The sequence below is a fragment of the Porphyromonas endodontalis ATCC 35406 genome (assembly GCF_000174815.1).
Classification (GTDB): Bacteria; Bacteroidota; Bacteroidia; order Bacteroidales; family Porphyromonadaceae; genus Porphyromonas; species Porphyromonas endodontalis.
Map to the genome: position 1 here is coordinate 228,997 of NZ_ACNN01000026.1, position 25,228 is coordinate 254,224.

General features: G+C 47.2%; 12 protein-coding genes, 2 tRNA genes and 1 pseudogene. 11 read left to right on the top strand and 4 right to left on the bottom strand.

Translation table 11 applies throughout. The annotated features are described in order from the left end of the window. Window positions 1–8 precede the first annotated feature (8 nt). The 4 genes and pseudogenes from carA to POREN0001_RS06845 all read right to left on the bottom strand — a co-directional run bounded on the left by carA (window position 9) and on the right by POREN0001_RS06845 (window position 6,547). Window positions 9–1,076 carry a glutamine-hydrolyzing carbamoyl-phosphate synthase small subunit gene (gene carA, locus POREN0001_RS06830; RefSeq protein WP_004334235.1) on the bottom strand — a complete coding sequence of 356 codons (1,068 nt, stop codon included), beginning with the start codon at window positions 1,074–1,076 and terminating at the stop codon, window positions 9–11. Window position 1,077: 1 nt separating this feature from the next. Further along, window positions 1,078–2,970: an amidophosphoribosyltransferase gene (locus POREN0001_RS06835; RefSeq protein WP_004334208.1), complete on the bottom strand. Its 1,893-nt coding sequence runs from the start codon at window positions 2,968–2,970 to the stop codon at window positions 1,078–1,080. 24 nt (window positions 2,971–2,994) lie between these two features. Next, a complete protein-coding gene (gene yidC, locus POREN0001_RS06840; RefSeq protein WP_004334252.1) occupies window positions 2,995–4,857 on the bottom strand; it encodes a membrane protein insertase YidC in 1,863 nt (620 codons plus the stop codon). Between the two features lie 72 nt (window positions 4,858–4,929). Beyond that, window positions 4,930–6,547: pseudogene (locus POREN0001_RS06845) on the bottom strand (CTP synthase). A 587-nt stretch (window positions 6,548–7,134) separates the two neighbouring features. On the opposite strand from POREN0001_RS06845, the gene POREN0001_RS06850 reads away from it, so the two are divergent. The 11 genes from POREN0001_RS06850 to infB all read left to right on the top strand — a co-directional run bounded on the left by POREN0001_RS06850 (window position 7,135) and on the right by infB (window position 25,213). Continuing rightward, window positions 7,135–7,208: transfer RNA gene (locus POREN0001_RS06850), tRNA-Ala, on the top strand. A 297-nt stretch (window positions 7,209–7,505) separates the two neighbouring features. Continuing rightward, window positions 7,506–9,326: an AMP-dependent synthetase/ligase gene (locus tag POREN0001_RS06855; RefSeq protein ID WP_004334185.1), complete on the top strand. Its 1,821-nt coding sequence runs from the start codon at window positions 7,506–7,508 to the stop codon at window positions 9,324–9,326. Between the two features lie 147 nt (window positions 9,327–9,473). Next, on the top strand, window positions 9,474–10,844 hold the full coding sequence (locus POREN0001_RS06860; RefSeq protein ID WP_004334317.1) for an SWIM zinc finger family protein: 1,371 nt from the start codon (window positions 9,474–9,476) through the stop codon (window positions 10,842–10,844). Further along, complete coding sequence (locus tag POREN0001_RS06865; RefSeq protein WP_004334294.1) at window positions 10,841–13,270, top strand: ATP-dependent helicase; 2,430 nt, start codon at window positions 10,841–10,843, stop codon at window positions 13,268–13,270. The genes POREN0001_RS06860 and POREN0001_RS06865 overlap by 4 nt, the downstream gene beginning before the upstream one ends. A 46-nt stretch (window positions 13,271–13,316) precedes the next feature. After that, a tRNA-Arg gene (locus POREN0001_RS06870) sits at window positions 13,317–13,390 on the top strand. A 493-nt stretch (window positions 13,391–13,883) separates the two neighbouring features. Further along, window positions 13,884–16,367 (top strand): bifunctional UDP-N-acetylmuramoyl-tripeptide:D-alanyl-D-alanine ligase/alanine racemase, encoded by a 2,484-nt coding sequence (locus POREN0001_RS06875; RefSeq protein ID WP_004334339.1) that lies wholly within the window; start codon window positions 13,884–13,886, stop codon window positions 16,365–16,367. Between the two features lie 26 nt (window positions 16,368–16,393). After that, window positions 16,394–18,433 carry a DNA primase gene (dnaG, locus tag POREN0001_RS06880; RefSeq protein WP_004334201.1) on the top strand — a complete coding sequence of 680 codons (2,040 nt, stop codon included), beginning with the start codon at window positions 16,394–16,396 and terminating at the stop codon, window positions 18,431–18,433. A 58-nt stretch (window positions 18,434–18,491) separates the two neighbouring features. Further along, on the top strand, window positions 18,492–19,703 hold the full coding sequence (locus POREN0001_RS06885; RefSeq protein WP_004334092.1) for a class I SAM-dependent rRNA methyltransferase: 1,212 nt from the start codon (window positions 18,492–18,494) through the stop codon (window positions 19,701–19,703). A 523-nt stretch (window positions 19,704–20,226) separates the two neighbouring features. Beyond that, complete coding sequence (locus POREN0001_RS06890; RefSeq protein ID WP_004334362.1) at window positions 20,227–20,700, top strand: ribosome assembly cofactor RimP; 474 nt, start codon at window positions 20,227–20,229, stop codon at window positions 20,698–20,700. 67 nt (window positions 20,701–20,767) lie between these two features. Beyond that, a complete protein-coding gene (nusA, locus tag POREN0001_RS06895; RefSeq protein WP_004334109.1) occupies window positions 20,768–22,135 on the top strand; it encodes a transcription termination factor NusA in 1,368 nt (455 codons plus the stop codon). 75 nt (window positions 22,136–22,210) lie between these two features. Continuing rightward, window positions 22,211–25,213: a translation initiation factor IF-2 gene (gene infB / locus POREN0001_RS06900; RefSeq protein ID WP_004334167.1), complete on the top strand. Its 3,003-nt coding sequence runs from the start codon at window positions 22,211–22,213 to the stop codon at window positions 25,211–25,213. Window positions 25,214–25,228 lie beyond the last annotated feature (15 nt).

The following is a 25,228-nucleotide window of genomic DNA, read 5'->3' on the forward strand; positions in this document are numbered from 1 at the left end:
CAACCGCCCTAGAGGAGAGAAAGAAATTCATCGAAAATGAAGAGCGTATCCTTAGGTCCTCCAAAAGCCTCAGGATGAAATTGTACAGAACGGATGGGCTTTGTCTTATGCTTAATCCCCTCATTCGATCCGTCATTGAGATTGACGAACCACTCCTCCCAGTCGGCTCCCAATGTACTGCCATCCACTGCAAAACTATGGTTCTGACTCGTGATAAAGCAGTTATTTGTACCGACCATACGCACCGGTTGATTGTGGCTCCGATGCCCATACTTGAGCTTATAAATCTTAGCACCCGCCGCCAATGAGAGGAGCTGATTACCCATACAGATACCATAAATGGGCTTATCTCCAGCAATAACTCGACGCAAGTTCTCTACGGTCTTTACACACATCTCGGGATTACCGGGGCCATTACTGATGAAAACGCCATCGTACGAGAGCGTGGTAAAGTCGTAGTCCCAAGGTACACGCACCACGGTAACATCCTCACGCAATAGCTGACGGATGATATTGTGCTTCACCCCACAATCGATCAATACTACCGTTTTAGAGCCTTGACCGTAGCGCACTACTTCTCGAGTAGAAGCCTCAGCGACCAAGTTACGCTCTTCCCATTGAGCATCTTCTATTGGGGTATCAACGGCCTCGATAGTAATTGTTCCCTTTTGAGAACCATGCTCACGAAGGTGCTTTGTAAGGGCTCTTGTATCAATATTTGTAAGCCCCACAGTCCCCTCCTCTTTGAGGCGATCTGCGAGAGAAGACGCAGCATTCCAATGGCTATATTCTGTAGAATAGTCTGCCACCAAGATGGCCTGCATATAGATATGCTCGCTCTCAAGATAACGCGATATTCCCTCGGGAGAGACTTCACTAGATGGGATACCATAATTTCCCACCATGGGGTAGGTCATCACCATAATCTGCCCCATGTAACTTGGGTCTGTCAAGCTCTCGGGATAGCCATTCATAGCTGTATTGAATACAACCTCTCCTACAATATTTTTCTCTGCTCCAAAAGAATAACCCTCAAATGAGGTACCATCTTGCAGCGTTAGGGTTGCTTTCTTCATATTACTCCTTATGCCAATCGTTTTCCACATAGTTGATGAATGCCTCATTTACAAGGTGTGCCCCTCCCGGTGTTGGGAAGTTCCCTGTAAAATACCAGTCTCCGGGATGATTGGGGATAGCGTCGTGCAACCCCTCAATGCTCTGGAATACAATCTTCACCTCAGCCTTAAGCTGCTGAGGTTTTACCAGTTCTACAATCTTTTCGGAGATCTCCTCGGACGAAAAAGGCTTGTATATGGCCTTTACCACATTGGGTACAAAGTTGTTGCGCGACACCTTACGCAACCCCAAAGCCTCACGGTATTGTTGCTCTATAATGTAATTGGTACCACGCTCCTCATGCAGGGCAATCGCAGCACGGAAGGCGATAAATTCCTTCATCCTACTCATATCAATCCCATAGCAATCGGGGTAACGTATCTGAGGAGAGCTGGATACAATAACAATTAGTTTAGGGCCAATGCGATCGAGTATTTTGAGAATACTTTGCTTGATAGTCGTACCTCGTACGATACTATCGTCTATGATTACAAGATTATCTTTCCCATACTCTATGCTACCATAAGTAACGTCATAGACGTGGGCAGCGAGGTCATTACGGCTATTCCCTTCCGCAATAAAAGTCCGTAGCTTGATGTCCTTAATCGCGACCTTTTCTACGCGAACCTTGCGATTGATAATGGCCGATAACTCCTCTGGGGTACAAGTGCCATTTTTTTCTTTTATGGCCTCTAACTTTTCTCGATTCAGATGATCATTAAGCCCCTCTACCATGCCGTAATAGGCAACTTCTGCAGTATTGGGGACAAATGAGAACACCGAGTGATCGAGGTCGTTATCAATGGCTTGTAAGATTTTAGGAGCAAGCAAATACCCTAGCTTCTTACGCTCTTTGTATATATCAACGTCACTACCTCGCGAGAAGTAAATACGCTCAAAGGAACAAGCCTTAAGGTTATCGGGCGCCAAGATCTGCTCCATGCGTATCTCCCCTCTCTGGTTGATAAGGAGAGATTGCCCCGGCATCAACTCTTGTACCGCCTCGTGCGTTACATTCATTACGGTTTGGATAACGGGACGCTCCGAAGCAATTACGGCGATTTCATCATCTGCATAGTAAAATGCCGGTCGAATGCCATGAGCATCGCGCACAGCGTACATCTCCCCACTACCGGTAAGCCCACACATTACAAATCCGCCATCCCAAAGGGGAGCAGCTTTGCGTAGCACTTGGGCGAGATCCATCTTCTCCTCGATGTAGTGAGTAATGTCCATCCCTCGCAAGTTATGCTCCAAACGCCCCATGGTGTACACGCGCTCTACCTCGCGATCAAGCCTGTGCCCGATCTGCTCTAGCAGGATATGCATGTCGCTAATTACGCGTGGATGCTGCCCTTTGCTGGTGATTGCATCAAAGATTGCATCCACATTCGTAAGATTGAAATTACCACAAATGGCAAGGGTACGTGCGCGCCAATTACTACGGCGAATCATCGGATGAACGAAGGAGAGTCCACTCTTGCCCGTAGTAGAGTAACGGAGGTGCCCCATGTAGCACTCTCCTGCAAAGGGGATATGTTCTTGAGCGAAGACGGCATCACTGAGCTGCTCGGGAGTATAATCTGCAAATAAGCGATGCGTATCGCTAAATATCTCTGCAATAGCATTAGATCCCTCTGCTCGTTGGCGATAGAGATACTCTTCTCCCGGGGCAGCATGTTGCTTGACGGCGGCAAATCCTGCCCCCTCCTGCCCTCGGTTATGCTGTTTCTCCATCAGCAGGTAGAGCTTATTAAGCCCGTACATCCAGGTACCATACTTTTCTTGATAGTAAGAGAGCGGTTTTAGGAGCCGTACGAGAGCTATCCCGCATTCATGTTTGAGTGGTTCCATAGAGGATTATCTACTTAATGGAGATTAACGACCTTTCTTTTGTTGATTGCGCATCTGCTGTTGCTGAAGACGCTGAGCCTCCTCAAGACGTGCCATAAACCCGGATTTTTTCTTGGGTTTCTTCTTATTCTCTTCCATCTTGGCAAGCACCTTCTCTTCGTTGATAAGAAGACGACTTCCGAGGAATTGCAGGATGGTAATGAGAGTAGAAATAAAGTAGTAATAGCACAGCCCAGAGGCATTGTTATTGAAGAAGAAGAAGAACATGATAGACATGATATAGGGCATGTACTTCATCATCTTCATTTGCTGATTGTCCCCCGTGGCAGACATATTCATCGTGTACCTAGAGTAGAGAATATTGGTCACAGCCCACAAGAGACAGAAGAGACTCAAATGATTTCCCATCAAACCGGAGAGAATGGGTATATCAAAGTTCCATGAAATAACAGCGTCGTAGGTAGAGAGGTCTTGTGCCCAAAGGAAAGACTCTCCACGCAACGCAATAGCCGTTGGAAAGAACATATACAAAGAAATCAAGAAGGGCATCTGTAGCAACATAGGCAAACACCCACTCATCGGGCTCGCTCCGGCTTGCTTATAAAGAGCCATAGTCTCCTGACTTCTCTTCATCATCATAGCTTGCTCCTGACCGGGATACTTGTCGTTAATAGCCTGTATCTGCGGCTTAAGCACTCGCATCTTCGCTTGCGACATGTAGCTTTTGAAGGTAAGAGGAGAGAGAGCCGTTTTGATAATAAGGGTAAGAAGAAGAATAATCAACCCCCAATTGGATATGTACTTGCTGAGGAAGTCTACAATCGGGATAATCAAATGCACATTGAGCCAGCGGAATACACTGCCTCCTACATACACAAGATGCTCCAAATGGAGGCGATCTCCGTCTTCTTCTATACCCTGGTCATACGCCTTTAGCAGGTGGTGCTCCAAGGGACCCATATAGAGCGTAAAATGCGCGCTGGCGTCTTGAGCATTGCTAAACGGGAAGGATGTTACGACCTTACAGTCTTTTGTGTACTCCCCGTCCTTGGGCATAACGGTCTGCTCTAGGCTGGAGCTTTCGAAAGCATTAGCGGCATCGGCAATCCACACCGAGGAGAAAAACTTGTCTTTGAAGGCAATCCAAGAGATTCTTTCATTCACTTTTTCACTCTTCGACCCCTTGTCGCTCAAGCGTTCTACCTTGTCGGCAAACAACTTATAGTAGATGGCAGAGTATTGATTTTCGTTTTGCCAAGATAGCTCTTGACGGCGAATCTTCTGACCAATCTCCAAATCTTGGTAGCGCATATTGCTTGGGAATAACCGATCGAGGTGCGCTCCGCTGATGCTCAGGCGCAAACGATAGTCATTCGGCACTAGCGTATAGGCAAAATCTAGATAGGTGGCACTATCCACTCTCAAACGCATCGTAAGAGAGGTATCGGACTGAGCGATAGGCTCAAAATAGAGGTCTTTGGTATCAATAACCTGCCCCATCTTTGTACGTAAGGGAAGGTTAAACGAGCAATCCTCCGGTGTAAAAAGATCGAGCGGTTGCTCCTTTTGTGCTTTATATTCCTTAAGGCGAGCTTGTACGGCAGCCCCTCCACGGTTAGAGAAAGAAACTACAAGCTTCTCGTTCTCTAGTTTGATGATTTGCTCTTGCCCCCCGGATAGCCCCAAAAGAGGAGACGTCTCGGGTGCTAGCGAATCTGTGGAAGTAGGTAACACTGCCGACGAAGATGTGGTCTCTGCAGGGGCAGGGGAAATGGCTTCGATAGGCTCTTTGGGAGTAGCTTCCTCGGGAGTTGGACGATTTAAGAATGTGAATCCGATAAGCACTACCGCTATCAAAGATACACCAATGATTGTATTTTTATCCATATTACTTGGTTATGCTCAAAAAGTAGAGAGACTCCCAACAGAAGGAAAGGAGTCTCTATCGAAGAGGGGAATTTACTTTGTATTACGATACGCCACAGCCGCACGAATAAAACCCATAAAGATGGGACTGGGATTTACTACCGTGCTGTTATACTCGGGATGATACTGCACGCCAATGTACCAAGGGTGACTTTCGAGTTCGAGGGCTTCCACAAGATTTGTTTCGGGATTTTCCCCAACGCAATGGAACCCATTATTCTCAAAAGCCTCTCTGTACTCGCCATTGAACTCGTAACGATGGCGGTGACGCTCACTTATCATGGTCTTACCGTAAGCTTCACTAATCTTGCTGCCGGGTTTTAAGCGGCACGTGTAAGCTCCTAAGCGCATAGAGCCACCAAGATCGGTTACCGTCTTTTGTTGCTCCATAATATCAATTACCCTATTCTTCGAAGCCGGTGCAATTTCTGCGGTATTAGCATCTGTCAAGCCCAACACATTACGGGCAAACTCAATGGCCATACACTGCATACCGAGGCAAATACCTAGGGTAGGGATACCCTTCTCACGGGTATATTTGAGTGCGACAAGTTTCCCCTCCACACCGCGTTGTCCAAAGCCGGGAGCTATAAGCACGCCATCGAATCCCGATAGGAGCTCTGCCACATTCTCTTCTGTGATGTGCTCACTTTGGATACTAGTGAGGTGCAGCTTCTTATCGTTGTAAGTGCATGATTGTAAGAGCGATTCGTCGATAGACTTGTAGGCATCTTGTAGCTCTACATACTTACCAACCAGTGCGATAGACACCTCTTCGTGGGCACTCTTTAGCTTCTCCACAAAGGCACACCAAGCCTTCATCTCAGGGCAAGGGCCGGGTTCTATACCCACCTTACGCAATACAGCCTCATCCATTTTCTGATCTCTCAAAAAGGAGAGGAATCTCGTAAATTGTAGGCATATCAATGCTCTGAATCACCGCATCCGGAGCTACGTTACAGAACTGAGCCACCTTGGCAAGAATATCTTTTTGTAAAGCCTGCTCAGTACGGAGCACAAGTATATCAGGCTGGATACCTGCCTCTTGGAGTTGCTTTACAGAGTGCTGGGTTGGCTTGGTTTTAAACTCGCCTGCGGCATGAATATAGGGCACGTAAGTAAGGTGTACACAGAGACAATTCTTACCTAGTTCCCACTTAAGTTGTCGCACAGCCTCAAGGAACGGTAGGGACTCAATGTCTCCCACCACTCCACCGATTTCTGTGAGAACAAAATCGTAATTTTCTTTCTGACCAAGGAGTTTTACATTCCGTTTGATCTCGTCCGTGATATGGGGGATTACCTGAATGGTCTTACCCAAATAGTCTCCTCTACGCTCCTTACGAATTACATTCTGATAGATACGCCCCGTGGTTATGTTATTAGCGCGCGAAGTGGGCACGTTCAAGAATCGCTCGTAATGCCCCAAGTCCAAATCAGCCTCATGCCCATCGTTGGTCACATAGCACTCCCCATGCTCGTAGGGATTGAGTGTACCCGGGTCTATATTGATATAGGGATCAAACTTCTGAATCGTTACCTTAAACCCTCGAGCCTGTAATAACTTTGCGAGAGAAGCGGCTACAATTCCCTTGCCAAGAGATGATACAACACCCCCTGTCACAAATATGTACTTCGTGTCTGTACCCATATGGTCTTTGTATTACTATGCTTTTGTTCTTTTTCGTTGCATCCGGAGGTATACACCTTTAATATATATAGGGAAATAAAGCATCGGACAAACGCTCTTCCCTCTGGGCTATACCTTTCTGCAAAGGTACAATTTTGCAATCGAACGGACACCCTTTCTTCTCTCTAGATAGCGCAATATTAGTACGAAATGGGGGAGAAAAACGAAACAAAAGAAGATGAAAATCTTTTCTAGCCAGAAATACACTCCGACACAGGCTGAAAAATATTTTATTTCTGCCCGAAAAAGAAAAATTTTCTGGTCAAGAATGAAAAATTTTTCACCCTGTAAATCTTTGTTTTTTCAGCCCCTATTTTTAGAAGGATCAATCCAAAGCTAAAAAGGGGACCTACCACCCTCTACCCTCTCGGAAGAGAAACGATTTTAGAGTTTAGGCTAACCTGGGAAAGCCCTCCTTCTCTTTTGGCAAGGTCTTCTCCTTACTTTGTCCATTCATTGTACTCGATACTAGAATCTGCATAGTATAAAATCTGCATCAACCTAATGGTTATTCCAAAAAGTATCGTACCTTTGCAGTCGAAAGTTCCGGGGCATTAGCTCATCTGGCTAGAGCGCGACACTGGCAGTGTCGAGGTGATCGGTTCGAGTCCGATATGCTCCACAATACAATTCTTTTCTTTTTCTGAAATACGTGTAGGTGTGGTGGGATATCCTAGGATGGAGTTCTCTGTACACATTAGTGTATTGTATCTCTTTCGTTCTCCTTACATCGTACAGTTCAAAAGTTTTATAGTTTACTCATAGTTACTGCTCTACGGCATTACTTTTGACCATGCAGGAGCAGTTCTCCCGATAAAAGAGCTATTCTTACGGCAAAATCGGTACCTTTGTATGGGGTGAGGCATCAAGACAGAGTCTCGTCCCTACATGATTTATAATCGCATCGAGAGAGAAACTTATGCAACTCACGCACCTTTCCCAAATCATTGGGCTACTAGAGAGCAACTACCACTCCCACAGAATACTGAAACAACTCAACCCCCAAACACAAGAATGGGAGTGGCTTACGGGCGAGACTGTAGCCCAAAATTGTATGCTGGCAGCCAAAGGGCTTGCTCAACTGGGGGTAGAACCGGGAGATTGCATAGGCATTTATAGTCCCAATAAGAGCGAAGGGCTATATACCGAACTAGGGATCTTTGCCTTGCGTGGAGTCTCTGTTCCCTTTTATTCTACCTGCTCTCCGGATCAAGTCTACTTTATTGCGTGCAGCGCCGGAATCAAAACCATATTCGTAGGCGAGCAATATCAGTACAATAATGCCTATCAAGTACAGCACGAACGGGGACAAATCGAGCGAATTATAATCTTCGATCGGCAAGTAGTACGCCAGTTCGACGACAAAACCTCTATATATTACGATGAGTTCATACGCATAGGAGACTCTATGCCCAGCGAAACCAAGGTAAAAATTCGCATGAGCGAGGCGCGAAGCGAAGACCTTGCCGTTCTCATCTATACAAGCGGAACCACAGGAGAACCGAAAGGAGTACAGGTGCTTCACCATGCTTTTGTGGAGCAAATCAGACGACATCATGAGGTCTATCCGGCTCTTGGCCCCAACGATACCTCGGTGAACTTCCTTCCCCTTAGCCATATATTCGAAAAGGCTTGGGTATATGTATGCTGGGCATTGGGAGTGCGCGTTGCCATCGTCACCAACCCCAAACGGATACAGGAGCTAATGCCACAAATTAAGCCCACTCTTATGTGTAATGTTCCTCGCTATTGGGAGAAAGTATACCAAGGAGTTATGGCGCATATTGACGAGTCTCCTCGCTTTATGGCAAGCCTTTTTCGGCGAGCCATCAAAGTGGGGAAACGCTATAAACTTGACTATTGGAACCAATATAAACCCGCTCCCCTCTTTCTTTCTTTGGAGCATTGGATATATAAACACACCATCTACTACCTGCTAAAGCGTGCTACAGGGTTGCAAAACGGACGCTTCTTCCCCACGGCAGGATCGTTGCTCAGCGAACCCATCAATGAGTTCTTGAATGCGGTAGATATCCCCATCATCATAGGATATGGTCTCTCCGAGACCTGTGCTACAGTGTCAGCTTATCCCGAGCGTGGATTTGTCTTATCGTCTATCGGCGAAGTATTCGAAGGAATAGAAGTGCGCATCGCTCCCGAGGATAATGAAATCCAGCTACGAGGGGAAACAATTATGCCGGGATATTACCACAACGAGGCTGCCAATGCCGAGGCTTTTACCGAAGATGGATGGTTCCGTACAGGCGATGCAGGCCGTCTAGAAGGGCGTACCCTCTTTTTTACGGAACGTCTGAAAGATCTCTACAAGACTGCCAATGGTAAGTATATTGCCCCACAGCAAATCGAAAACCTCCTTACATCTCATCGGCTTTTCGAGCAAGTGGCCGTCGTAGCCGATGGATACAAATTTGTCTCCGCACTTATCTACCCCAATTGGTCGCTCCTTATCTCCCTCGCCCAAGAGCGAGACCCCAACATAGACTCCTCATGCCCGCTTGAGCAAATCGCTCACATGCCGGTAATGCAACAGGTTGCTATGGCGCACATAGAGGAGCTACAAGCAGGGCTGGCCGCCTTTGAGAAAATCAAACGTATCACCCTCATTTGCGAGCCTTTTAGCATGGAACGAAATGAGATTACTCCCTCGCTCAAACTGCGTCGTAAGATTATCTACGAACATTACCAGGCTGAGATAAAAAACATGTACAAGGAGCCCTAATGCCCCCTCGGGGAGCGACGGAGATTCTTTCCTCCACACCTTCCCTTTCGGAGGCACCTGACCATAGGGCATTACTAAGCATCACTACAGAGAATTGTTGCGTATCTTTGGTCAGATTATATAAGGATGTATTCATATAGAGACAGCATGGAAAGACCTAAACTATCAAATCGTTTTTGCCCGGAGGGGATGACGGTTGAGGAGTGGCAAGTGGCTCTTCGGCATGAATTTGCACGCGATAATGAATTTATCGTTGAGCATCTTGATGACAATAAAATATGGGGGGACTATTTGGTGCACAACGGTGCAAATCACTACCGCGTAGCCTTTAGAGGAGTACGTAGTGACAAGAACTTTTGTTCGTGCCTCGACTTCCGAACCAATGGTTTAGGGACCTGTAAACATATAGAAGCCGTCTCCCTTTATTTACAGAAACACGAAGAAGGGTATCCCTGGGGACACCGGGCTTATACCCCTCGTCACACCTCTTTATACGTAAGCTATAAGGGTGGGAGGTCTGTGCGCCTGAGCATCGGGATTAGTGACCTCAAGAGCTACGAGTCATTTAGACGCAGGTACTTCGATAGCAACAACATACTCCTAGAGGAGCATTACCCTAAGCTCGAACAGATTTATGAAGAGGGGCTGGCCATCAATGGAGACTTCCGCTGTTACGACGACGTTTGGGAGTTTGTAGAAGGAGAGCTTGAAGCCACAAATTGGCAACGACAATTGGTTGAGAGATACCCCGATAGAGAGCTCGCTACGGACTATGCCTTGACCTGTACCCAGCCCGAGTTGCGCCATGAGATGTTTGAGTATCTACTGCAAGGGAATGGCATCGTAGTGGGAGAGATGAACACAACACTCCGCAAACAGATCATTGCCATCATTGATTACACCAATTCCTTAGAAGCAGCTCCCTCCCTCATTGTAGCAGAGGATGCCTACTCTGTGAGCCTCTGGAAGAGACTAATCCAGCACTCCCCTCTCCGGCAAGAGAAGCTGAATATTGTCACTCCCGAGTCCTTCAACGTAAAGGAACGCTTCTTTGCCAGCCTATACAACTGCATCTTTATAGAGAATGCTGACCTCCTAAAAGAGTGGCACAATAAGGTATCTATCACCATCAAACGACTCAAGTTTAAGCATCTATACATGCATCTTAAGTCTGTCAATCACTTGACGCCCGTGCAATTCTCTTCTATCGCTCAGCATATTTCGCCCTACATTATTGGGCCTTTCTACCGCTTCATACGCGACTATCGCCCCCTATTCCCCCTCCTAGATAACGGAGAGAACTTCCCCGACATACTGCACTCTTTTGTATTCTGTCGCACCCATACCGAGCTCCTCACTTGGGGAGACTCCAAAGGGATAGGAAGCAATGAGGGACATCTACATGATGCCCAAAAACAAGTAGAGAAATGGCTACACGATACGGTGCATATACTGAACGATGATCAAGCTCGACAGCTTCTGATCGAGAAGATAGAGGCTCTACTCAGTCACCAATGATAGACTACGAAAAGGAACTCAATCCTGCTCAGGCCGAGGCGGTACTCTACGACGATGGTCCTGCCTTGGTAATTGCTGGAGCAGGATCCGGCAAGACACGTGTACTTACCTACAAGCTAGCTCATCTACTTGAGGAGGGGTACGACCCTCACAAACTCATGGCTCTCACCTTTACCAACAAAGCGGCTCGAGAGATGCTTTCTCGCGTGGAGTCTATGGTGGGGAGTAGGGATACCTTTCGCATGAAGCTGGGTACCTTTCACTCCGTCTTTTCGCGCTATCTGCGTATATATGCGCCTCTTTTGGGGTTCACTCCCAACTTCAGTATTTATGATACGAGTGACAGCAAAAGCCTTGTCAAACGTATTGTAAAGGACATGGCACTCGACCCCAAATTCTACACACCCAAGCTGGTATTGGGACGAATTTCGCACTGCAAAAACAACCTAATCACCCCCGAAGGCTATGCTGCCGGAGGCGAATACGCAGAGTACGACTACCGACGAGGGGTACCCATGCTGCACTCTGTCTATGCGGCTTATGTAGCACAATGCCGTCAAGCCAACGCCATGGATTTTGACGACCTTCTGTACTATTTCAATATTCTTTTACGAGATCATCCCGAAGTACAGGCCGAGTGCGCGGCAAGTGTAGACTATCTACTTATCGACGAGTACCAGGATACCAACCCCTCTCAATACTTAATAGCACGCCGTCTAGTAGAGGCAAAACAACGAATATTCGCCGTAGGAGACGATGCTCAAAGCATCTATTCATTCCGTGGAGCTAGTATGCAAAATATCCTCACCTTCACGCATACGTTCCCCTCGGCACGGCTTTTCAAACTCGAAGAAAACTACCGTTCTTCTCAGCGCATCGTGGCACTGGCAAATAGTTTGATTGAGCACAACGTACACAGAATTAAAAAGGACGTTTTTTCCAACCGAGCCAAGGGAGAAAAAATAGACCTCTACGAGATGGAGTCCGGCTACCGAGAGGCTCAACACGTTGTAGAGTCTATCTACAAACGCTACTGCAAACACTCGGAGACCTCCTACGGCTCCTTTGCCATACTCTATCGCACCAATGCACAAAGCCGTCTTTTCGAGGATCAGTTACGCCAAGCAGGTATCCCCTATCGCATCTATGGAGGTATTGCCTTCTACAGTAGAGCCGAGATCAAAAATGTACTAGCCTATCTGCAACTCATTGCAAACCCTCATAACAACGAAGCCTTTGAGCGTGCTGCCAAATACCCTCGTAAGGGGATTGGTGATAAAACGCTGTCCTTAATCCGAACAGAAGCCGCCGACAACAAAACCTCTCTCTTCGCTGCAGCAGAGTCTCTCATTGCTCGCCCGGATACTCTCTCCTCGACAGCCCGTACCAAACTCACGGCCTATCTAGAGCTAATCCGTGATATTACTTATAATCCCGAGGCCAAGACACTTGTGGAGTGGGTACAGTCTATTCTCCTTCGTTCCCAAATCCTAGACACGCTCCGTGCAGACACCTCTATCGAAGGGCACACTCAACTAGAGAATGTAAATGAATTCGTCTCCGGAGTACAAGAGTTTGAGGATGAAACTTCGGCTGATGGGCTCTTTTTTGAGCGAGGCGAGACGACCTCTCTACACGATCTGCTCGTACTTTTCCTCCAAGGTGTCACCCTGATTACAGACAACCTAGAGACGGGAGAAAATGCCGATGCCGTGCACCTAATGACCATCCACGCAGCCAAAGGGCTTGAGTTCGACCACGTGTACATTGTTGGTCTAGAAGAGGGACTATTCCCCTCCATGCTGAGTGCTGAAGAGGAAAATATAGAGGAGGAACGTCGTCTTCTCTACGTGGCAATTACACGTGCCAAAGAGTATTGTTCCATCTCCTTTGCACGCTACAGAGCCATCAACGGGATGACAGAATACATGATCCCCAGCCGATTCTTGAGAGATCTGGATATGAGGTATCTCAATCTGCATAATTGCTCGGCAGACCTTAAATTCACAAGTAGAAGTAATGACTTTACCCCACTCTCTTCATGGGGAAGTAGCAAGAATCGACACGGGGAGTTGGGACTAGATTTTGAGGATATTGCGTCCATAAATTTATCCTCTTCTCAAGGAGAAAAAATTCCTTTTTCAAAGAAAAAAGAATCCTCTTTTGCCCCTTCTTTACAAGGAGCTTCAGGCAGTAAACGAGCCATCCCCATCCCCTATTCGCAAAGGAAAGCTCCCAAAGGCGCCCCTAAGGGAGTCACGAAATTTTCGATAGGGGATATTGTGCAACATCCTACATTCGGGCGAGGGGTAGTAACGAGTGTACTTGACAAAGGAGAGAACTCCAAAATACAAGTCAACTTCGATACCGCCGGAGAAAAAACGATACTCATCCGTTTTGCTAGTCTCAAAAAGCTAGTAGATTAGTTCAGATTTTGTACCTTTGCGCTCGGATCTTAAGAAGATGGATCTTGGTCAGGTAGCTCAGCTGGATAGAGCAACTGCCTTCTAAGCAGTCGGTCTCGGGTTCGAATCCCGACCTGATCACACTTAATTGTCAAGCATTTAGCCCTCAGATTTGAGGGCTTTTTTGTTGTCTAACTATGAGAAAACACCCCATTTTTGTAGTTTTAGACCCGAAAAGGTAACAAAAATGGCAATAAAAAGGGAATAGGTGCACCGCTTGAGGGAAACAATATGCCTACCCAACAGAATGAAGCTATTCCATGATATTACCCACCCCCAAAGAGAAAGAAAGGATGCTCTCTGTAGTAAGATTGTTTTCTTCGATGGAAAAATCAGAAATTGCAGTAGATCTCGTTTGTTTTAAGGTTGAGTTTGTGCTATAATATTCTATGAGAGTTAGTTCCTTTCATTTCAGATAAAAAAGGGGAGTTGTAACCCCTTCAAAGTCGCGAAAAACACGTACCTTAGCAAGTCGTAAAGCACCAAAGAGAAAAAGAAAAAACCTCAAAAAGAGGAGCTTTTGGCTAGGGTGCCGCACCAAAGGATGTAAATAATAGAAGAGAATAAAGATCCTATGTACACTCTACAGACTATTGCAGAAAAGATACACGCTCACCAATGTGCAATTCGTAGTGAAGTCTTCATTGAGCATTTCCTCACCGATAGCCGTTCCCTCATGCACCCCCAGAGCACACTATTTTTTGCGATTCGTACAGTCACAGGTGATGGGCATCTCTATATTGATCAGCTCTATAACCATGGAGTTCGCAGCTTCGTTGTTAAGGATGAATTCGACAAATTGACCCAACAATACCCCGATGCTAACTTTCTAGAGGTTCGAGATGTTATTCGTTCTCTACAGAAGATAGCCGCGGAATGGCGTAGAGAGTTCAACATCCCTGTCGTAGGGGTTACAGGGAGTAATGGTAAAACCATCGTCAAAGAATTCCTCTATCAGCTACTTGCAGATACTTATCGAGTGGTACGTTCGCCTCGCAGTTACAACTCCCAACTCGGGGTTCCTCTATCGGTTCTCAAGATGACTTCGGAGGATCAAATTGCCATTTTTGAAGCAGGCATCTCCCAATTAGGAGAGATGGCTCGCATAGAAGAGGTGATCAAACCCACCATCGGGGTTATTACCAACATAGGCTCGGCACATCAAGAAAACTTTAGTAGCATTGCCCAAAAGGTAGACGAAAAACTACTCCTCTTTGGCGGTTGTGACCGCATTGTTTACAACATGGACGAGCCCGAGATAGTTGCAGGGTTACAAAGATTGGGTCTCCTCTCCCGCGCTCGAGGCTGGAGTAGAAAAGACCCCAAAGCCCATCTCTACGTTCGTAGTATAGAGACAGGGCGAGACACTACCAAGCTCAATTTTTTGGTCTTGGGGATAGAATACTCCATCGAAATCCCCTTTACTGATCAAGCCTCCATCGAGAATGTACTTACGTGCGTCCTCACCACAATCATCATTAACCCCTCGTTAATTGACCATCCTGAGCTATTCTCGAAGCTCGAACCCGTAGAAATGCGTTTGGAACTCATCGAAGGGAATAAGAATAATCTTATTATCAACGATGTTTACAACAACGATATCAACTCTCTAAAGATCGCTCTTGACTTCCAGCAACAACGTGCAACTGACGCCGATCTTGAGCCCGTACTTATCCTGACCGAGATACAGCAAAGTGCCCTCAACGAGCGTCCTCTTTACAGCCGTGTGGGGGAACTCATTGGGAAATATAGGATTAGTAAATTCTATGGGATAGGCAAGGAGCTATTTGCTTATCGGGAGTTTTTCCCAACAGAAATCGGTGAGAGGAACTTCTTCCCTAGTGTAGAGGACTTCTTATCCAGCGATATTCCACAACAGCTATCCCAAGCCTGCATCCTAATCAAGGGCGCTCGATCCTTTCATTGCGAACGCATTTCGGATCGTCTGTCGCGCAAAGTGCATGAGACTACCCTAGAGGTCGATTTGGATGCCGTTGCTCACAACCTCCAGTACTACCGCTCCAAACTACCACAAGGGACGCAATGTATTGCTATGGTTAAGGCTCAAGGCTATGGAGTAGGAGCCTACGAAGTCGCCAAAAAACTAGACCAAATGCACGTAGGCGCCCTTGCCGTAGCCGTGGCCGATGAGGGACGCGAATTGCGCAGTCAGGGTATTCTCTCTCCCATCCTCGTGATGAATCCGGAGCCAACAGCCTTTGATACCCTTTTGGAGTGGCACCTAGAACCCGTTGTTTTCTCGTGGAAGTTGCTACGCGCTCTTGCAAATAAGATTGACAAACAAGGTTTTGATAATATCGGAGTGCACATCGAAGTAGATACCGGTATGCACAGACTCGGATTCCGTCCGGATGAGATTCCCGAATTGGCTCGCTTTTTTGCGCAGAGCCACCTGCTGCGTGCTCGAAGTATTTTCACGCACTTGGCAGCGGCGGATATGCCGGAAGAAGACGCCTTCACACGCAATCAGCTCGAAGTATTCCGCACCACAGCCGATCAATTCTCAGAGATTGCAGGGTACCGCCCCCTCTACCATGCACTCAATACAGCAGGCGTAGAGAGATTCCCCCAATACGCTTTCGATTGTGTACGTCTCGGTATCGGATTGTATGGTATATCCCCCAGTATGGATAAGCATCTTGAGCCTGCAGTACGGCTGCGCACCACCCTACTACAAAAGTCGTATATCTCCGGAGATGAAACGATTGGCTACGGTAGACGCGGACATCTCACCCAAGGAGGCGAGATTGGTATCATCCCTATTGGTTATGCCGATGGCTACAGCCGACGTATGAGCTGTGGCAGAGGATGGGTGGTAGTGCATGGCAAGCGATGCCCCATTGTGGGGAACGTTTGTATGGATACTTGCATGATTGACCTAAGCCAATGCCCCGAAGCTCAAGAGGGAGACGAGGTAATTCTCTTTGGTGACAAAGAGGCTCGGATTGAAGATCTTGCAAGAGCCATTGATACCATTCCCTACGAACTTATTGCCGATCTCGCACCTCGAGTGCGTCGTGTATACTACCAAAATTAGCCCTAAAAGCACCCTCAAGAGAGGCAATGATAGACGAGGTTACAAAACAGAAAATCATTGATACTGCACATATTGTTGATGTAGTTAGCGACTTTGTTTCACTCCGCAGAGCGGGTGTGGATTACATAGGGTTATGCCCTTTTCATGCGGATCGTCGTCCCTCATTCCACGTATCGCCGTCCAAAAACATCTGCAAATGCTTTTCGTGTGGCGAGGGAGGTACTCCGGTATCTTTCCTTATGAAGTTGGAGAAGATGACCTTCCCGGAAGCCCTCCGCTACCTAGCTCGCAAGTATGGAATCCCCCTAGAGGAGCGAGAAGAGAGCCCTGAGGAGCGAGAGCGTCGTAACCAGCAAGAGAGTATGTACTTGGTGCAAAAGTTTGCAGCAGAGTACTTTGGGAAGCAACTTCTAGAGGGCGACGAAGGGCGCAGTATCGCTCTCTCCTACTTTCACTCTCGCGGCGTAACCGAAGAGGTGATCGAGAAATTCCAATTGGGATATGCCCCATCCTCGCATAATGCCCTACTCACAGCAGCGACCCAAGCCGGCTATAATGCGAAATATTTGTACGCTACGGGGTTGTGTTTCGAGCCCAGTGAGGGAAGATCGGGTGGGGACCGCTTCCGCGAGCGCATCATGTTTCCCGTACACTCCGTAAGCGGACGTATCGTTGCTTTCGGGGGGCGCATCATGGGGAAGAGCGACAAAATGGCAAAGTATATAAACTCTCCGGAGAATATTATCTACTCAAAAAGTCGCGAATTGTACGGACTTTATTTTGCCAAAAAGGCGATTGCCCAAAAGGACAAAGTCTACTTGGTGGAGGGATATATGGATGTAATTGCCATGCATCAAGCCGGTATCGAAAATGTGGTAGCCTCCAGCGGTACAGCCCTCACAAGAGAACAAATCCGCTTAATCCGTCGTTTCTCCAAAAACATTACCGTACTCTACGATGGGGACGCTGCCGGTATAAAGGCGGCAATACGCGGGATTGATTTACTTCTTGAGGCAGGAATGCATATACGAGTACTCGTCTTGCCTGCAGGTGAAGACCCCGATTCTTTCTCTCGTAGCCGAACCATTGATGAGTTTAATGACTACATTTCGGAGCACGAAGTCGACTTTATCACATTCAAAACAGGGCTATTCCAAGATGATATGGCATCTAGCCCGGGAAGGCGAGCGGCCGTCATCAATGATCTTGTTCACAGCATAGGACTTATCCCAGACACCATAGAACGAAGCGTATATGCCCAAAGTGTAGCTCAAACTCTCCATATTGACGAAGAGCTACTCCTCCGGCAAGTAAAAATTGCTCGTTCCAACCACCTTATGGGTAGGGCAACCGAAGAGCAGGCTCGCAGCCGACAAGCAGCCCTACAAGAGGAGCGAAGGCGCAATGAAGAAAAGGAGCACGAAGAAGATACCCCCCTCAGCGAGACGGAAGATGAGGATCTACCTTCTGACACTCATACTCTACCGGATATTCCCCCTACGCGCCAAGAGATTGAGCTCCTACGCCTCATAATTCGCTACGGAGAACGTCTCATCCCTATTGACAACGACGATGGAACCCAAAGCGATATGCCTCTCGCGCTCTATATATACGAGTGGTTCGGAGCAGAAGAGATAGAGAAGTCTACTCCCCTATTCCAGAAGATTGTAAACGAAAGCATTGAGCAATTAAGCACTTCCGAGAGCTTCCGCCCGGCTCATTACTTTGCCAATCATCCGGAACCACGCATTGCAGACCTCACCCTAGACCTCCTGAGCGATCGGTACCAGTTGTCCCGAGCACAACGCCAAGCATTGGGCATATACAACGAAGACAATAGCCCAGAACTAGATACTATCATTAACGAGTCTCTCCACGCTATTGATGCCTTACGTGTAGAGTGTATCCTGCAAGAAATCGAACAGTGCCGGCAATCTCTAAGTGATGCACAACAGCATGGAGATGGTTCGCAAATAATGACCCTACTACAACGCATCAACGAACTCAATCTCAAAAAGAAAGAGATTGCCGAGCGGTTAGGCGGTATTACAATACTCCCCCACTAGCCTCCACAATAACAAATCCTTTTGACGTTGTCACAACCCAAATACTCTTTTAAAATAGATGAATCCAGTCCCATCTCCCCTACACATTACGTTACGAGCAGGTCGAGACGAATCAGTCTGCCGCTTTCATCCTTGGATATTTAGTGGTGCCATTGCCCACATAGAAGGCTCTCCGGAAGTAGGAAATTTAGTCGAGGTGTTCTCACACGATGGCAAGACACTAGGCTCCGGTTTTTACGAAGGAGGTAGCATTGCCGTTAGAATGCTCACCTATGGGCATCAGACCATTACCGACCTTTCCCGCTTCTTCTTCGAAAGAATATCGGCAGCTTACCGGCTACGCAAAGAGCTACACTTGGTCTCGTCTACCAATACGGTGTACCGCTTGATTCATGGCGAAGGGGACGGACTCCCGGGGCTTATCGTTGATATCTACGGCTCCACGGCGGTAATACAGGCTCATAGCTTGGGTATGTACCGACAAATAAAAGTCATCGCCGATATACTAATAAAGCTACTTTCTCCCGAGGTAACAGCTGTTTACGACAAGTCTTCCAGCACACTACCCTCACACAACGAGGAGTACGTGGGCGATGGATTTATAGTAGGAAACAATAAAGCTGAAATCGTATTAGAGAATGGCATTCAGTTCATTCCGGACTGGGAACACGGACAAAAGACGGGATTTTTTATCGACCAACGAGAAAATCGCCAACTTGTAGGAGAGATGGCTTGTGGCAAAAGGGTGCTCAACATGTTTTGCTATTCCGGAGGCTTCAGTCTCTATGCTTTGCAAGGTAAAGCAGAAGAAGTTGTCTCAGTTGATAGCTCAGCCCGCGCCCTTTCTCTGGTCGAAGAAAATGTTGCTTGCAACTGGGGCGACTCCATTGCGGGCGGTAGACACGAAGGCGTTGTAGCCGATGCATTCGAATATCTAAAGGGTATCGCGAAAGGAAGTTTTGACCTTATTGTTCTAGATCCTCCGGCATTTGCCAAGAAACGCGCTGCTGTAAGAAACGCTCTCAATGGCTACCGCAAACTCAATGCTCTTGCTCTAGAGAGAATTGCTCCGGGAGGATTGCTCTTCACATATAGTTGCTCTCAGGCTGTTTCTCCCGAAGAATTCCGACTAACGGTACTCACAGCAGCGGTACAGACCGGGCGCAGTGTACGGATTCTACGACAGATGCGCCAAGCCTCCGATCACCCAATAAGTATTTACCATCCCGAGGGAGAATATCTCAAGGGGCTCCTCCTATACGTAGAGTAATCCCCACAGTTTCCTCTCCTCTTTGTATGGTTCATAATTATTAGCGACCTAGTGATAAGACGACATAGAACGAGGATTTATAATTCCTCTAGATATAAGTCATAGACCAGGGTGAGCATTCCACACCTCCTCCCTCTGGGTGATTTCAAAAAAAATCTCACCCAGATCACAGACCCGAAACAGCCCGAGATTTCCCCAGATCTAGGGCTATTTATTTTCTATTTCCCCTAGAAATCTGAAGATATTTTCGATATAAAAAATATCGTTGCCAGCCGAGGTACTCCGCAAAACAGGAATAATAGCGTGGAAAGTTGGGCAATCCAATTTTTCATTGTACCTTTGCACTAGGAACCGGTAGAATGAGGTAATGCTCCGTTTTACATCCGGTACGTAGGTGGAGGAAACCATGCGTAACAGCGGTTCCCTCCTTTTTGTCTTTAGACCCTTCGCTAGAAGAATGGACTAAAGACAGAGAGTTTATGCGGCATCAAGATAGGACGCAAGCGAAGAATAGGCTCAAAAGATGAAGAGTGTAACAGAAGAAATAGTACAGAAAAAGCTCAACGAGATGCTGGACCCAGCTGAAGAGTTTGTAGTATCTCTCAGCATAAGCCCGGCTAACGACATTGTGGTTGTGCTTGATAGCTTGTCAGGTATAACAATAGAACGCTGTAGTGCCATCAGCAAAGGAATAGAGGCAGCTCTTGACCGCGACAAGGAGGATTTTTCCATCGAAGTAGGCTCGGCAAGTCTTTCGGATCCATTCCGCGATGAGCGCCAGTTTGCCAAACATCAAGGAGATCCTATTGTAGTACTATTCTCGGACGGCATGAAGCGAAATGGCATCCTCTTAAGCTCTGATCAAGAAGGTTTTGTACTACAATATGAGGAGATGATACCTTCTCCTGATGGCAGGCACAGCAAAAGGCGTTATGAAAAGCGAGAGTGCCGCATCCTCTACTCCGAGACCAAGAGTGTAAAATACAACTTCGACTAAGAAACGGCTTCCACGGAAGAGAAACGAAATAATACAACGGATACTAAACTATCACAGATATAGACCTATGGCTCAGAAACAAGCACATGCGAGCATGACCGAGACTCTGGCAGAGTTTAAGGAACTAAAAAACATCGACAAAGAAACCCTTATTAACGTGCTGAAAAGCGCGTTTATGAGCGTTTTGTCTAAGATGTTTGGGACAGACGAGAACTTTACGATTATCGTAAGTCCTGAGATGGGGGATTTGGAAATCTGGCGTAATCGCATGGTCGTTGCCGATGGGAGCGTACAAAATCCCAATTTGGAGATTAGTCTGAGCGATGCTTTACCCTTGGACCCTGATGCCGAGATCGGCAGCGAGGTTACAGACTCCATCAATTTTGCTTCCTTTGGTCGTCGTGCCATCCTCAACCTCCGCCAAGCCCTACAAGGCAAGGTGCTAGAGCTACAAAAAGAGAACCTATACAAAAAGTTCCAAGAGCGAGTTGGCCAGATGGTCTCTGCTGAGGTCTATCAAGTATGGAAGCGCGAGGCTCTACTTGTAGACGACGAGGGCAATGAATTGCTCCTCCCCAAATCGGAGCAAATCCCTGGGGACTACTTCCGAAAAGGAGAGAGCGTACATGCTGTAATCGACCACGTAGATTATGAAAACAACAACATCAAAATCTATGTATCACGCACCAGCCAAGAGTTTCTAAAGCGTCTCTTCGAGCTCAATGTACCGGAGATTGGCGATGGGCTTATCACGATCAAGCGAGTAGCTCGTATCCCGGGTGAGCGTGCTAAGATGGCGGTAGAGTCTTACGACGATCGTATTGACCCCGTAGGTGCTTGTGTGGGTATGAACGGAAGCCGTATCCGTGGTATCGTGCGTGAGCTAAAGGGAGAAAACATTGACGTAATGTCTTATACCACCAACTCAAGCCTCTTTGTGCAACGAGCTTTGAGCCCTGCAAAGGTGTCATCTATTGAGATCTTACCCGAGGAGCTAAAGGCTGAAGTCTACCTCAGCCCCGAAGAAGTCCCCATGGCTATCGGTAAGAATGCCTCTAATATTAAGTTAGCATCGGCCCTAACAGGGTACAAAATTGAGGTATTCCGAGACATCGAGGAGAACGACGAAGAGGATATTTTCCTCAACGAGTTCAACGACGAAATCGAAGATTGGGTACTCGAAGTTCTCAAAAACATCGGGTGCAATACGGCCTTGAGCGTACTACGCATCCCTCGTGCAGAGCTAATCTCAAAGGCAGACCTCGAAGAGAGCACCGTAGATCATGTATTAGAAGTTCTATCCTCTGAGTTTGACCCCGAGGAACTTGAGCGCATCGGCTTTACAGCCCCCGAAGCTACCGAAGAAGTAGAAATCGAAGGGGGAGCAGATTCAGAAGACAGCAAACCCCTCCCCTCAGAAAGCCCTGAGGCGTAAGAGACAAAAGGTAGGAAACACCAATAAGCGAGATCAACTAGTAGGTTATATATAGAGGATAGAGGAGAAATAAGAATGGAGATAAAACTTTCGGAAGTACAAAAAGAACTCAATATCGGGTTAGGGTCTCTCAGACCTTTTCTTGAGGAGCATGGTATTGCACAGGGTGCAACCCCCAACACACGTATTGATAAGAAAACGGCGCAACTCATTATTGATGAGTTTCGTCCCAAGATAGGGAAAGAAGAAGGCGAGAAGTTACTCGCTCTATTTGCTGCAGAGAAAAAGAAGGAGAGTAAACCGAGCAAGGCTGCACCATCTCAAGAGTCAGAAAAGACTCCAAAAGAAGAGATCTCCGAACCCTACTCTCCCTCCAATGTGACGGAGCAAACACCCACACTCAAAATATTGGGTCACCTCGACAAAAGTGGCAAGGCCGTTATGAATGATAAGCCTATAGAGCTTGTTGTGGACTCCTCTACCCCCTCTACTTCCGAGACTTCAGATATCCCCACAGCACCTGTCAAGGCTAAAGAGACTAAGACGACCGCTTCTTCTACGAAAACAAGCAAGGGAAAAGAGGTAGAAGTCAAGGAGAAAGCATCTCCCAAAGATGCTGCTCCTAAGGCTACTCCCAAAGAAGAAACGAAAAAAGTCTCCACTCCCGATCCCGCCTCAAAAGAAGAAAAGACTTCTTCTAAACAACACAAAGAGGAGAAAGAAGTAAAGAAAGAAACAACGACTCCGGTAGCCCCCAAAAGTGAGGAACCTGTCACACCCAAGGTAGAGGCTCCAGCTCAAGAGGTAGCACCCGCGGTCCCTAAAGGAGAAGAAAACCACACCAATTCTGAAATCTATCGTCCTTCGGAACGCAAAGAATTGGGTGTAACTGTTGTCGGGAAAATCGACCTAAATACCATCAATCCTCCCAAGAAAACAGATAAGGGAGAACGCAATAGAGGACGGAGAAAGCGTATCGGATCACAAGCTGTTGACGTAAAGAGTGAAGCAGCCAAGGGCATCGATCCCGTAAATCCCAATATCCGTCGCAATTCCGGTAACAATAAAAATGGAGGAGCTCCCCAAGGTTCTACCCCAAATAATCAGCGGAGACGCAACAAAAAGGAGAACAACAAACCGGTAGCTCCCAAGCAAGAAATCACAGAAGAAGATGTACAGAAGCAGGTAAAGGAAACACTTGCTCGTCTACAAGGCAAAAAGACTTCTTTTGAAAAGAAAGCACGCATCCGCAAAGATCGTCGCGACGCAGCTCGTCAAGCTGCCGAAGAGGCTATCGAAGCCGGAGAAAGAGAAAGCCGCATCCTCAAACTTACCGAGTTTGTAACAGTAAGCGACTTGGCGAACATGATGGACGTGCCCGTAAATGAGGTAATCGCCACTTGTATGAGTATTGATATGATGGTATCTATCAATATGCGCCTTGATGCCGAAACGATCAAACTCGTGGCAGAAGAATTTGGGTTCGAGACTGAGTTTGTAAGTGCCGAAGTGGTAGAAGCCATCCAAGCAGACGAAGAAGAGGATAAGGAAGAAGACCTCGTTCCCCGTGCTCCTATCGTAACAGTAATGGGACACGTAGACCATGGTAAAACCTCTCTCCTCGACAATATCCGCAAAACAAACGTAATTGCCGGTGAGGCCGGGGGTATTACTCAGCACATTGGTTCCTACAATGTACAACTCCCCTCCGGACGCCGTATCACATTCCTAGATACACCGGGGCACGAAGCCTTTACGGCCATGCGTGCTCGTGGTGCCCAAGCAACCGACATTGCTATCATCATCATTGCCTCAGACGACAAGGTGATGCCTCAAACCAAAGAGGCTATCAACCACGCAGCGGCAGCAGGTGTCCCCATGGTATTTGCCTTCAATAAGATAGACGTACAAGGGGCAGATCCTAATAAGATTCGTGAGCAACTTGCTGCCATGAACTACCTCGTAGAAGATTGGGGAGGTAAGTACCAGTGCCAAGAAATCTCTGCAAAAAAGGGTATCGGCGTCAATGAATTGCTAGAAAAAGTACTGCTCGAAGCCGACATGCTCGACCTAAAGGCCAATCCGAACCGCCGTGCTCAAGGACTTATCATTGAGTCTTCTCTAGACAAAGGACGCGGCTATGTTTCCAATATCTTGGTACACAATGGTACTCTACATGTGGGGGATATCATCCTCGCCGGTAAGTATTATGGTCGTGTAAAAGCCATGTTCAACGAGCGCAATCAATCCCTCAAAGCAACCGGAGCCGGGCCATCAGTCCCCGCCACCATCCTTGGGTTCAATGGCGCTCCTTCTGCAGGAGATACCTTCAATGTACTAGAGAGTGAACAAGAGGCTCGCGACATTGCTACACGCCGTACGCAACTACAGAGAGAACAGGGCTTCCGAACTCAGAAAATGCTCTCTTTGGACGAAATTGGGCGACGCATTGCCATCGGCAACTTCCAAGAGCTCAACCTTATTATTAAGGGGGATATGGACGGATCTGTGGAAGCTCTATCGGCAGAGATCGAAAAGTTATCAACAGAAGAGATTGGGGTTAATGTAATCCATAGAGGTGTAGGACAAATCTCAGAGTCGGACGTTGTGCTCGCAGAAGCATCGCAGGCCGTTATCATTGGATTCCAAGTACGCCCCAGTGCCATAGCTCGTAAAAATGCAGAGCAGCAGGGAGTAGAGATACGTACCTACTCTATTATTTACGATGCAATTGCAGATGTAAAGAGTGCGATGGAAGGGATGTTATCTCCCGAGATCAAGGAGGTGGTTACCGCATCACTCGACGTACAGCAAACCTTTACGATAGGCAAAGTGGGTACGATTGCAGGGTGTCTTGTAAAAGAAGGAAAGATCAAACGCACGGACAAGGTTCGTGTAATCCGCGATGGTATTGTGATACATTCCGGAGAACTTGAGTCCCTCAAGCGTTTCAAAGACGATGTAAAGGAAGTGGCTCTTGGGCTCGATTGTGGACTCAATATCAAGGGCTTCAACGACCTTCACGAGGGAGATGTTATCGAATCGTACGAAGAGATAGAAGTAAAGAAAACACTCTAAGATGGATCGCAAAAT